General features: G+C 65.9%; 13 protein-coding genes. 6 read left to right on the forward strand and 7 right to left on the reverse strand.

What is annotated here, in order from left to right; all coding sequences use genetic code 11:
• Positions 1 to 3: 3 nt before the first annotated feature.
• The 3 genes from BST13_RS25510 to fadD5 all read right to left on the reverse strand — a co-directional run bounded on the left by BST13_RS25510 (position 4) and on the right by fadD5 (position 3529).
• On the reverse strand, positions 4 to 780 hold the full coding sequence (locus BST13_RS25510; RefSeq protein ID WP_425437052.1) for an MlaE family ABC transporter permease: 777 nt from the start codon (positions 778 to 780) through the stop codon (positions 4 to 6).
• Positions 781 to 874: 94 nt separating this feature from the next.
• Positions 875 to 1675 carry an MlaE family ABC transporter permease gene (locus BST13_RS25515; RefSeq protein WP_083166836.1) on the reverse strand — a complete coding sequence of 267 codons (801 nt, stop codon included), beginning with the start codon at positions 1673 to 1675 and terminating at the stop codon, positions 875 to 877.
• 180 nt (positions 1676 to 1855) lie between these two features.
• Positions 1856 to 3529, reverse strand: coding sequence for a fatty-acid--CoA ligase FadD5 (gene fadD5 / locus BST13_RS25520; RefSeq protein ID WP_425437050.1), 1674 nt, complete (start codon positions 3527 to 3529; stop codon positions 1856 to 1858).
• 84 nt (positions 3530 to 3613) lie between these two features.
• Here fadD5 and BST13_RS25525 point away from each other — a divergent pair, with 84 nt between their 5' ends.
• Both BST13_RS25525 and BST13_RS25530 read left to right on the forward strand, forming a co-directional pair.
• A complete protein-coding gene (locus tag BST13_RS25525) occupies positions 3614 to 4339 on the forward strand; it encodes a GntR family transcriptional regulator (RefSeq protein ID WP_083166838.1) in 726 nt (241 codons plus the stop codon).
• A gap of 10 nt (positions 4340 to 4349) precedes the next feature.
• The gene (locus tag BST13_RS25530) at positions 4350 to 5690 is read left to right on the forward strand and encodes a lipase family protein (RefSeq protein ID WP_425437051.1); all 1341 of its coding nucleotides are present in this window, start codon (positions 4350 to 4352) and stop codon (positions 5688 to 5690) included.
• Between the two features lie 26 nt (positions 5691 to 5716).
• Here the strand turns inward: BST13_RS25530 and BST13_RS25535 are convergent, their stop codons facing one another.
• Positions 5717 to 6160 carry an SRPBCC family protein gene (locus BST13_RS25535; RefSeq protein ID WP_083166840.1) on the reverse strand — a complete coding sequence of 148 codons (444 nt, stop codon included), beginning with the start codon at positions 6158 to 6160 and terminating at the stop codon, positions 5717 to 5719.
• Entirely contained in the window at positions 6144 to 6596 is a 453-nt protein-coding gene (locus BST13_RS25540) for an acyl-CoA thioesterase (RefSeq protein ID WP_083166841.1), read from the reverse strand. Before BST13_RS25540 ends, BST13_RS25535 begins: the two co-directional genes overlap by 17 nt.
• Before the next feature lie 35 nt (positions 6597 to 6631).
• Here BST13_RS25540 and BST13_RS25545 point away from each other — a divergent pair, with 35 nt between their 5' ends.
• On the forward strand, positions 6632 to 7723 hold the full coding sequence (locus tag BST13_RS25545) for an alcohol dehydrogenase catalytic domain-containing protein (protein ID WP_083166843.1): 1092 nt from the start codon (positions 6632 to 6634) through the stop codon (positions 7721 to 7723).
• On the opposite strand, the gene BST13_RS25550 is transcribed toward BST13_RS25545, so the two are convergent.
• Complete coding sequence (locus BST13_RS25550; protein WP_083166844.1) at positions 7720 to 9444, reverse strand: acyl-CoA dehydrogenase; 1725 nt, start codon at positions 9442 to 9444, stop codon at positions 7720 to 7722. The genes BST13_RS25545 and BST13_RS25550 overlap by 4 nt on opposite strands.
• A 92-nt stretch (positions 9445 to 9536) precedes the next feature.
• Here BST13_RS25550 and BST13_RS25555 point away from each other — a divergent pair, with 92 nt between their 5' ends.
• Together BST13_RS25555 and BST13_RS25560 are read left to right on the forward strand one after the other, a co-directional pair.
• Complete coding sequence (locus BST13_RS25555; RefSeq protein ID WP_083166846.1) at positions 9537 to 10007, forward strand: GbsR/MarR family transcriptional regulator; 471 nt, start codon at positions 9537 to 9539, stop codon at positions 10005 to 10007.
• Positions 10004 to 10822 carry a class I SAM-dependent methyltransferase gene (locus BST13_RS25560; protein WP_083166847.1) on the forward strand — a complete coding sequence of 273 codons (819 nt, stop codon included), beginning with the start codon at positions 10004 to 10006 and terminating at the stop codon, positions 10820 to 10822. Before BST13_RS25555 ends, BST13_RS25560 begins: the two co-directional genes overlap by 4 nt.
• On the opposite strand, the gene BST13_RS25565 is transcribed toward BST13_RS25560, so the two are convergent.
• On the reverse strand, positions 10819 to 11484 hold the full coding sequence (locus BST13_RS25565; RefSeq protein ID WP_083166849.1) for a TetR/AcrR family transcriptional regulator: 666 nt from the start codon (positions 11482 to 11484) through the stop codon (positions 10819 to 10821). The genes BST13_RS25560 and BST13_RS25565 overlap by 4 nt on opposite strands.
• A gap of 91 nt (positions 11485 to 11575) precedes the next feature.
• Between BST13_RS25565 and BST13_RS38355 the strand changes: the two genes are divergently transcribed.
• A complete protein-coding gene (locus tag BST13_RS38355; RefSeq protein WP_018602834.1) occupies positions 11576 to 11686 on the forward strand; it encodes a hypothetical protein in 111 nt (36 codons plus the stop codon).
• Positions 11687 to 11722: the final 36 nt, after the last annotated feature.

Raw genomic sequence — 11722 nt, forward strand, 5'->3', positions numbered from 1 at the left:
GCGCTACACCGTGAGGTTGAAGTTGGGGTCGGTGCCGTACAGCGCCAACGATGCCAACAAGACCACACAGACGATCGCGATCAACGAGGTACGCATCGACCTCCCCACTGCCTCACCGACACCGACAGCACCGCCACTGGCGTAGTAGCCGAAGTAGCAGTGGTTCAACATCACGATGATCGACATGATGACGACCTCGAGGAAGGACCACATCACGTCGTCGACGCGCAGGAACGTGTGGAAGTAGTGCTCGTACGTTCCGACGGACTGGGCATAGAAAATGGTCGTCACCAGCTGTGCCGACAGGAACGACAGCAGGATGGCCATCGCGTACAGCGGGACGATGACGATGGCGCCCGCCATCAGCCGGGTGGACACCAGGTACGAAATCGACTTGATGCCCATCACTTCCAGGGCGTCGACCTCTTCGCTGATGCGCATGGCGCCGAGTTCGGCGGTGGCGCCGGCACCGACTGTGGAGGCCAGTGCCTGACCGGTGACCACGGGTGCGACGACGCGGACGTTGGCCAGGGCCGCGAAGAACCCGGTGAACGCCTCGACGCCGATGTTGCCCAGGGATGCGAAACCCTGGATGGCGATCAGGGAGCCCGCGGACAGGGTGACGAAGCCGATGATGGCGACGGTGCCGCCGATGACGGCCATGGCGCCGGTGCCCATGCCGATCTCGGCGACCAGCCGCAGGGTCTCCCGCCGGTAGTGCCGGAACGCGTGGGGAACATGGCCGACGGCCTGCACCACGAACCACGCGACGTGGCCCATGCTGTCGAGCAGCCGCGCCGGAGCGGCAGCCACCTCGGACGAACGCGCGAACGCCCGGGGGAACCGGGAGCGAAGGACTGTTGATGTACTCATGTCAGGTCTTCGTTCCGAACCGCACACCGATGGTGGTGAGCACGACGTTGACAGCGAACAGCGCGATGACGCACAAGACCAGGGTCTCGTTCACCGCGGTACCAACACCTTTCGAGCCGCCGGCGGTGGTCAGCCCGCGGTAGCAGCCGACCAGCCCGGCGATCAGACCGAAGACCGTGGCCTTGATGACCGAGATCATGACCTCGGGGAAACCGGTGAGCAGCGTCAGGGTCGAGACGTACGCACCGGCGGAGACGTTCTGGATGTACACACCGAAGAAGAAGCCACCGACGAGGCCGATGATGATCACGGTGCCGTTGAGCAGGAAGGCGACGAACGTCGCGGCGACGACGCGCGGAACCACGAGGCGTTCGATCGGGTCGATGCCGAGCACCTCCATGGCGTCGATCTCTTCGCGGACCGTGCGGGCGCCCAAGTCGGCGCAGATGGCCGTCGACCCCGCACCGGCCACGACCAACACCGTCACCAGGGGCCCGAGCTGCGTCACCGCGGCCAGACCCGCACCGGCGCCGGAGATGTCGGCCGCACCGAACTCCGCGAGCAGGATGTTCAGCGTGAAGATGATGAGCACCGTCAGCGGGATGGACACCGCCAGCGTCGGCAGGAACGCGACCCGGATCAGGAACCAGCTCTGAAGGACGAATTCCTTCCACTGGAACGGCCGGGTGAGAAGTGCCTTGCCGGTGAGTACCGTCATCTTGAAGAAGCCACCGACCATCGCCATCGGCTTCTCGAGCTGATCACGAACGTAGCCGACAAGTGCGTTGGTCGATGCCGTCACCGGTGCACCCCCTGGACGTGTCGCACGCCCCCTCCTTGCCTCAACCCCGCGTACGTGATCCCAATCTCCCTACTCGTGGGTAGTAAGTGAGACCACAGGACTGTACCCGATACAAACGTGGCCGTGCACCGCATCGGCTGGATTATGCCGTGAACCGTTAGCAAACCCCTCCCCTATTCGCTATTTTCCTTGATGACCTGCAGAAACCGTTGACGGAGAATAACTTTCGCTAACGTTAATCGGCTCTTCGCGACCGAATCTCGCACGGAGCTCGGTCTTGAGGACCTTGCCCGAGGGGTTACGCGGCAGGGCCTCGACAATCTCGAGGGCCTTGGGGTGCTTGTACCGGGCCAGCCGCTCTGTGAGAAACCCGTCGAGGTCGGCCAGATTCAGCGGCGAATCCTGACCACCACTGAGCGCCACGACGGCCACGGGCACCTCACCCCACTTCTCATCGGGCCGCCCGATCACTGCGGCCTCGACGATCGCCGGGTGGGCCGCCAGGGCGTTCTCCACCTCCGCGCAATAGATGTTCTCCCCGCCGGAGATGATCATGTCCTTCTTGCGGTCCACCACCCAGACGTAGCCCTCGTCGTCCTGGCGCACCAGGTCACCGGAGTGGAACCAGCCGCCGGCGAATGCTTCGGCGGTGGCCTTCGGGTTGTTCCAGTAGCCGGCCATCAACGTCGGTGCCCGATAGACGATCTCGCCGACGTCGCCGACCGCCACATCGTTCATGTTCTCGTCGACGATGCGGGCCGACACCGTGGGGATGACGCGGCCGACGGAGCCCAGTTTCCGAATCGCGTCCTGGGCCAACAGCATGCAGGTGACCGGCGACATCTCGGTTTGCCCGAACGCGGCAAGGATCTGGGTGCCGGGGAAGGTCTCGGCCATGGTCCGCAGCAACGTGTCCGACGCCGGGGCCGCGCCCCAGGACAGCACGCGCAGCTTGAGGTTGCGGGGCTTGGCCTGCTGCGCGGCGCAGACGGCCTGCCACTGCGCGGGCACCAGGAAGATGCCGGTGACGTTCTCGGCCTCCAGCACATCCAGCAGCGCGCCAGGATCGAAGGCACCCAACGGGTAGAGCACGGTCGGCAGGCCCAACAGCAGCCCGGTGGTCACATTGCCCGCGATCCCGGCGATGTGGAACAGCGGGACACCGATGAAGCCGACGTCATTGCTGAGGTCGACGCCGACGGTGAACATGTTGGTCATGGCCTGGCCGGTGAGGTTGGCGTACGTGAGCACCGCGCCCTTGGGTCGGCCGGTGGTCCCCGACGTATACATGATCAGAGCGGGCGAATCATCAGGAATATCAACGACTTCCGGGCTCGGGCCGGGCTCGGCGATGAGGTCGTCGTAACCGAGCACGCCATCATCGCCGCCAGCGCCCGCGACGATCACCGTCTGCAGCGTCGGATCCAGGTCGCGGACCGCTGTGGCGACCCCAGCCAGGACGGATTCGGTGACGATCACGCGAGCCTGGCAGTCGCCGACCAGGAAGGCGATCTCCGGCGGCGTCATCCGGAAGTTCACCGGCACCGCGATGGCGCCCAGTTTGCTTGCCGCAAGGAACGATTCGATGAACTCGGGACGGTTGAGCATCAGGATCAGGACCCGGTCGCCCACGCCGATGCCGCGTCGGCTCAGGGCACCGGCCAACTTGTCGACCCGCTCGTCGAGCTCACGCCAGGTGGTGGTGTGCCCCAGGAACCGCAGCGCGGTCTTGTCCGGCTGCATGAGCGCGTGCCGCGCCAGCTGGTTGGTCCAGTTCTGACGACGGGCCAGATAAGGCTGGTCGGTGGGGGACGGGTCGGCTGTCAACGGTCCGGTACTCCCATCGGGTTGCACGACGTTGATATTTGATCAAACATAGGGTTGCCCCGGTCACACTATGGCCTCGGCCTCACGAGGACAAGCCTGACCGGAGATCATGTGAACGCACCCGCCCGCCCCGCCGCGCGGCGCCGTCGCGTCGCCCGCCGCGAGCAACTCTCCGACGAGGTCGCGGCGCATTTGCGCGCCGAGATCATGACCGGCGTCCTGCGGCCCGGCACGTTCATCCGGTTGGACGAAACCGCGGCCACGCTGGGCGTCAGCATCACACCGGTGCGCGAGGCGCTGCGCACGCTGCGCGGCGAGGGCATGGTGCAACTGGAGCCGCACCGCGGGCATGTCGTGGTCCCGTTGACCCGCACCGACGTCGAGGACATCTTCTGGTTGCAGGCCACCATCGCGCGCGAACTCGCCGCCACCGCCGTCGAGCGCATCACCGACGAGGAGATCGACGAGCTCGAGCACCTCAATGCCGACCTCGAAGGGGCGGTCGCCCGGGCGGACGCCGAGGAGATCTCGTCGGCCGAGTTCGCGTTCCACCGTGCCTTCAACCGGGCCAGCGGACGAATCAAGTTGGCCTGGTTTCTTCTTCACGTCGCACGGTATCTGCCCGCGCTGGTGTATTCGAACGATCCACGGTGGGGCGCCGATGCGGTCGAACATCATCGAGCCTTGATCGCGGCACTGCGACGTCGCGACACCGCCGGCGTGGTGCAACTCAACGCCGTCCAGTTCACCGATGGCGCAACGCGGTTGATCGCCCGGCTGGACGAGAGCGGCATGTGGAATCACGAAAACGAGTCCGATTCGGCATCGGATATGTAACGATCCGCGGGTGGGGGTCAACCGTAACTGGTTCGTGTCGTTGCTCGCTGCCATCGCACTGCTGTGCGCCACCGCCGTGCCCGCGGCCGCCGATCCGGTCACCGGCAACTGCGGGTTCGAGCCGGATGACATATATGCCAAGGAATTTCAGTGCAATCGCTACGGCGAGTTCTACACCCCGCCTGATCCACTACCGGCAGGCAACCCCGGTGATCTGATCCGCAGCGAGCCCATGCGGATCGTCTACGAACCGTCCGGGCAACTCGGCAGCTGGGTGGCCACCGCCACCCGAATCATGTACCTCAGCAATGACTCTCGTGGTAAGCCCACCGCGGTCACCGGCACCTACTTCGAGCCCGACCGGCCCTGGCCGGGAGCCGGACCACGCCCGTTGATCGCGTTCGCACCGGGCACCCAGGGACAGGGTGACCAGTGCGCGCCGTCGCGGGTGTTCGGCCAGAGCATCCACTTTTCCAGCGGCCTCGACATCACCATGGGCTACGAGGAACTGTTCGTCGCCACCATGGTCGCGCGCGGATTCGCGGTCGTGGTAACCGATTACGAGGGTTTGGGCACTCCGGGCGTGCACACCTACGTCAACCGGCTGGCCGAGGCGCAGGCACTGCTGGACGCGGCGCGCGCGGCCAAGAGACTGCCGGGGACGTCGCTGACGCCGGACGGACCCGTGGCGCTGTGGGGTTATTCGCAGGGCGGCGGAGCCAGCGCAGCAGCCGTGGAATCGGCCCCCGGCTACGCACCCGAGCTGCATCTGGTGGGTGCGTACGCCGGCGCACCGCCGGCCGATCTGCCCGAGTTGCTGCCCTATGTCGACGGCAGCATCCTGGTCGGAGCTGTCGGCTACCTCATCAACGGCGCCATCGCGGCCTACCCCGAAGCCGCCGACGCGATCCACGACAAGCTCACCCCGCAGGGCGAGGACCTGCTGGCCAAGACCAAGGACCAGTGCGTCGTCGAGACCGCGCTGACGTTCGGTTTCCATCATCTGCGTTCGTATTTCAACGGCGACCCCTATGAAGTGATCGCCAACGAGCCGTTCAAGAGCCTGCTCGATCTGCAGCGCATCGGCCGGCTCAAACCCACTGCGCCGGTGTTCATCGACAGCAACCACTTCGATCCGCTGGTGCCGTGGACCGGCGCCAACCAGCTCGGTCGGGACTGGTGCGCACAGGGGGCCGACGTCGAGTTCTGGACCAATGACCAGCCGCCGTTCCTCAACAAGCTGGCGGTCAACCACGCGCTGGCCTACTTCATGGACGGCGAGCGCGGTATGCAGTGGATCGCCGACCGGTTCAACGGTGTACCGACCACGCCGAACTGCGGGCAGTTCTAGGCCGGGCCACTCGCCCAGTGGTTTGGCTAGGCCGACAGCTGCTGCGCCCGGCCGATCAGGGCGTTGGCCAAGTGGTCCAGGGTGTCACCGATGAGCTTCTTCACCATCAGGCTGGGGATCGGCAGCTTGGTGTCGACCTCGACCTCCATGTCGACCTGCAACAGCGTGCTGGCCCCGAGGGGCACGACCGAGAAGCGCTGCTCCTGCTTGGAGAAGTGGTCACCCTGCTGCAGCACGGTGTAGATCTGGTTTTCGGCCGGATAGTAGACCGCGGTGATGAACACTCCGGCCTGCCCTTGGATCTCGACGTCCAACCGCAGCTGGCTGGGCCGGCCGTCGTCATAACGGGCCAGAATCCAGCATCCCTTGATCTCTGGGTTCCACTGCGGATAGGCCTCGAAGTCGGCGACGATCGCCATGATCGTCTCGGCGGGGGCGTCGACTTCGACTGTCTTACTTACCAGCGGCATCCGCCGAGCATATCGACCTCAGCAGGGACCTGATCTCATCGGGAATCGGCACCGGGCGTCGGGACTGCCGATCGACGTAGACATGCACCCAGTGACCGACCGCGGCGACCGGCCCGTCGGACCGAAAGAGCCCCAGTCGGTACGTGACGCTGCTACTGCCCAATCGGGTCACCGACAGCCCCACGACCAGCGGATCGGGGAACTTCAGCTCAGACAGGAACCGGCAGCCCGACTCCGCCACCACCCCCAGCCACGGCGCCGTGATCGGGTCGATATCGCAGTTCGTGTTGATCCAGGCGTTGATCGCGGTGTCGAACAGTTCGTAGTACACCGCGTTGTTCAGGTGCCCGAACATGTCGTTGTCGGTCCACCGCGTGAGCACCGGCCAGTGCAGTGAAAAGTCGGCAGAGGTGAATTCGGCGGGAGCCTCGGTCATGGTGGAAGTCTGACAGTCACGGCAGGCTGTTGGTCATGAAGATCCGTGGAGCCGTCCTCGACCGCATCGGCCTGCCCCGCCCCTACGCCCAGTCCGGGCCCCTGACCGTGTCCGACCTCGATCTCGCCGGGCCGGGCCCCGGCGAACTGCTGGTCCGAATCGAAGCGGCGGGACTGTGCCATTCCGACCTTTCGGTGGTGGACGGCAACCGGGTGCGCCCGGTCCCGATGCTGTTGGGGCACGAGGCCGCCGGGATCGTCGAGGCCGGCGACAGTGACCTGCCCATCGGCCAGCGCGTGGTGATGACCTTCCTGCCGCGCTGCGGCAGTTGTCCGGCGTGCGCCACCGACGGGTTGACCCCCTGCGGCCCGGGCAGCGCCGCCAACGGCGCGGGCACGCTGATGGACGGCGGCATCCGGCTCACGCGTGATGGCGAGCCGGTGTTCCATCACCTCGGGGTGTCCGGGTTCGCCACGTACGCCGTGGTGGATCGCCGATCGGTGGTGCCCGTGCCCGCCGACGTCCCGCCGGTCGTCGCGTCCCTGTTGGGTTGCGCGGTGCTCACCGGCGGCGGCGCCGTCCTCAATGTGGGCAAACCACAGCCCGGCCAGACGGTCGTTGTGGTGGGGCTGGGCGGCGTGGGGATGGCGGCGGCCCTCACCGCGCTGGCCCATGACGACGTCCGCGTCGTCGGTGTCGATCAGGTGACGGACAAACTGGACCGGGCCCGCGCGCTGGGCGTGCACGAGACCTACACGCCCGAGCAAGCTGCCGATGTCAAGGCCACGGTCGTGATCGAGGCGGCCGGACATCCGGCCGCACTGGAGACCGCGATCGCGTTGACGGGTCCGGGCGGTCGCACCATCACCGTCGGCCTGCCCCGCCCCGATGCGCGGATCTCGGTGTCCCCATTGGGTTTCGTCGCCGAGGGACGCTCACTCATCGGCAGCTACTTAGGTTCGGCGGTCCCCGCCCGCGACATCCCGCGCTTCGTGGAACTGTGGCGGGCCGGGCGGCTGCCCGTCGAGCAGCTGGTGTCGGCGACCATTGCGCTCGACGACATCAACGCCGGGATGGACGCTCTGGCCGACGGCACCGCGGTGCGTCAGATCATCAAGTTCGACTAGAACCAGCTGTCGCGCATCTCGAGGGTGGTGCGGTCCAGGCTCTCCAGCAGATCCAACTGCGGCGCAGTCCTTGGCAATTCGTAGCGGAAGAAATACCGGGCCGCCTGCCGCTTGCCCTTATAGAAGTCGCTGGAGAAATCTCCGTCTGCTTTCTCGGCGGCCAGGAGTTGTTCCAACCAGATCCACGCCACCACGATGTGCCCGAAGGCCTCCAGGTACACCGCACTGTTGGCCATCGCGGCTTCGACGTCGCCTGCGGCGAACATCCCCGCTGTCACCCCGGCGAGGCGCTGCCAGGCGGCGTCGAGCTGATCGGCCAGGTCGACTGCCGCGCCTTCCCGGGCGGCCTTGACCGTCACGGTGATGCGCTCCCCCAGCGCCATCAAGCTGGCCCCACCGTTCTGGGTCACCTTGCGGCCCAACAGATCCAGACTCTGGATGCCGTGCGTACCCTCGTGGATCGGGTTCAGCCGGTTGTCCCGATAGTGCTGCTCGACGTCGTACTCGCGGGTGTATCCGTAGCCGCCGTGCACCTGGATCGCCAGGTTGTTGGCCTCCAGGCACCACTGCGACGGCCAGCTCTTGGCCACCGGGGTCAGGATGTCGAGCAGAGCGGTGTCGCCGGTGTCGACCAGCTTGGCGCAATACAGGCCGAGCGCCAGGCCGCCTTCCACATAGGCCTTCTGCGCCAACAGCATTCGCTTCACATCGGGATGCTCGATGATCGGTACCTGCGGCGTCGTCGGATCTTTGACACCCAACGGGCGGCCCTGGGGCCGCTCCCGGGCATACTGCACCGATTTGAGGTAGCCCGTGTAGCCCAACGCCACCGCGCCCATGCCGACGCCGAGCCGGGCCTCGTTCATCATGTGGAACATGTAGACGATGCCGCGGTGCGGTTCGCCGACGAGATAGCCGACGGCGCCGTCGAAGTTGAGCACGGTGTTGGTGATACCCCGTTGTCCCATCTTGTGATTCAGCCCGGAGATGGCCACGCCGTTGCGGGTGCCGTCGGCGAGGTACTTCGGCACGATGAACAGCGAGATGCCTTTGGTTCCGGCGGGCCCGCCGGGGATCTTCGCCAGCACCAGGTTGACGATGTTCTCGGTCAACTCGTGCTCGGCGCCGGAAATCCACATCTTCGAGCCGAACAACCGGTAGCTGCCGTCGTCCGCAGGCTCGGCACGGGTGGTGATATCGGCCAGCGATGACCCGGCCTGCGTTTCCGAGAGCGCCATCGTTCCCGAAAATCGGCCTGCCAGCATCGGTTTGACGAAGTCCTCGATCTGCTCGGCCGAGCCGAACCGGGCCAGCAGGTTGGCGTTGGCAATGGTCAGCATCAGGTATCCCGAGGTCGACACGTTGGCCGCGGCGATCCAGGCGAACGCGGCCTGCGCCACGACGGCGGGCAGCTGCGCCCCGCCGAGTTCGGCATCCATGCCCATGGCCAGCAGATCGGCTGCCGCGAAAGCGTCCCAGGCGGCTTTCACCTCGGGGATCAACGTGACGGTCTGCCCGTCGAAGCTCGGCTCGTTGGCGTCGGAGAGCTTGTTGTGCGGAGCGAAGTAGCGGGTCGCCAGTTGCTCCGACAGCTCGAGCACGCCGTCGAAGGTCTCGCGCGAATGCTCGGCGAAGCGGTCCAGCGCGGTGAGCTCCTCGACATGCAGCCATTCGTAGAGCAGAAACTCCAGATCCCGGCGCGACATGATGGTCGACTTCATCCGACCAGTCTGGGCTTCGACTGTTGACGACCACGGCCCGACCCGGCGTATAGTTCGTTTAGTTTGTACTGAACGAACAGACTGGAGGGCCGTTGACACCAGAAGAGTCGGAGTTCGTCGACCGCATCGGGCTCTTCATGGAGCTGCTCGGCGGATCACGCACGATGGGCCGCGTCTACGGCTGGTTGATGATCTCCGACCCGCCGGAGCAATCGCTCACCGCGCTGGCCGACACGCTCTCGGTCAGCAAGGCCTCGGTGAGCACCGTCGCGCGCCAGCTGCAAGAAGGCGGGCTGATCGAGCGGCTGCCCAGCGCGAGCCGGCAGCACCGCTACCGCGTGCGGCCCGGAGGTTTCACCAGTGTGCTCAGCGTGCAGCTGGCGCGGATGAAGCTCGGCATCGAGGCCGCCGATTTCGGGCTGTCGATCCTCGACGGGAACCGCCCCGGCCAACGCGAACGGCTCGAGGATTTCAAGCACTTCTGCGAATTCTCCAGCCGGGACTACCACGACGAGATGCTCCGGATGTGGGCCGAGTACCGACAACAGAGGAGGGGGTCATGACGACCAACAAGGTGGACTTCAGCTCGGTGCGCTGGGGATCGGTGGAATGGACCAACCTGTGCACGCTGTATCTGCGGGCCTGCGAAAGCCGGTTGGCACAACCGGTTCTCGGCGACCACGCGGCCGCCGATGCCGTCGAACGCATCGACTACGACTTCAAGCGGATGCACCGGGCGTCACAGCCGTGGGCCAATCAGTTCCTGGTCGGGCTGCGCGCCAAGCAACTCGACGACTGGACCAATGATTTCCTGGCCCGCCACCCCGACGCCGTCGTGCTGCATCTCGGGTGCGGGCTGGACACTCGCGCCTTCCGTGTGCGGCGCCCCGACACCGTCGAATGGTTCGACGTGGATCAGCCCGGCGTGGTCGAGCTGCGGCGCAAGCTCTACGACGATGGGCCGGGCTACCGCATGATCGGATCGTCGGTGACCGATGCCGGCTGGCTCGACGAGGTTCCCACCGGCCGGCCCACGTTGATCGTGGCCGAAGGGCTGTTGATGTATCTGGAGGAAAGCGACGTGCGGGAGCTGCTGCAGCGCCTGACCGACCGCTTCGAGCACGGCGAGATCGACTTCGACACCATCGCCCCGATCGGCCCCAAGCTGTCCCGGCTGTTCAGCAACGGGATGGTCAAATGGGGCATCAGCGACATGAGCGAGGTCGAACGCTGGATTCCACGGCTGCGGCTCATCGACCGAGTGCCCGCCTACGCCAACTACCGCACGATTCCGCTCACGCCGCAACGGCTGCTGCTGGGTTTCTTCAACGCCACCGTCGCGGGGCGCTACGACGTCTTGAACCAGTTCCGGTTCTAGACGTCGATACCCAGCGGTGACTCGTTGCGGATGGTCTCGTCGCGGATCAGCCCGCGCAGCAGCGCGGTGCTGAACTCGACGGCGATCTCCTGCGCCGAGCGCCTGCCGTGCGGCCGCAGCCACCGGTAGGCGCCCAGGGTCATGCCGATGTAGCCAAGCGCCAGCACGTGCGAGTCGCAGTCGTAGAACTCGCCGCTGGCGATGCCTCGGTCGATGACGTCGCGCACATGCTCGTAGACCTGCGCCTCGGCGTGCCGGATGTAGGCGACCTGTTCCTCGGTGAACCACTCGGTGATGTAGGGCCCCTCTTGGAAGTACACCGCCGCCTTCTCCAGGTCGTTGGCGATGCCGACCAGCAGCCGACGAGTGAAGTTGTAGATGGTCTCGCGGGCAGAGGCGGTGGGATCGTCGTGCAGGGCCTCCACGGTGAAGTCCGCGGTGCTCTTGTACAGGTCGTAGAGGATCAGCGACTTGCTGGCGTAATAGTGGTAGACCGTGGCCTTGTTGAGCCCGACGGCCTCGGCCACGTCGTCCATCCGGGTGCCGTGGTAGCCGCGCGCGGCGAACAGTTTGGCGGCCACGGTCAACAATTCGTCGCGCCGCGATGTACCGTTCGTGGACGCGGCACCGCGGCCTCGCCCGGCCTCTGGATCGGATGCCATAGGAATCTCCGTACTTCACCTATCAACTCGTTGGTTGAACAGTGTATGCAATGCCTGGTCCGCGCGGGCCCAACCGGTCTAGACTTCGCGCATGGATCCGAATCCGGACTACGACGCCAGTGACGAGATCGAGTACTTCTTCAACTGGGTTCCCTGGGGCCTGCGCGGCGTGTACCCGCCCCCGGCGTATCCCCCGGTATAAGCACATCCTGACGTCTCGGCGCGTTCGTCACGCGGA

Source organism: Mycobacterium aquaticum (genome assembly GCF_002086485.1).
Classification (GTDB): domain Bacteria; phylum Actinomycetota; class Actinomycetes; order Mycobacteriales; family Mycobacteriaceae; genus Mycobacterium; species Mycobacterium aquaticum.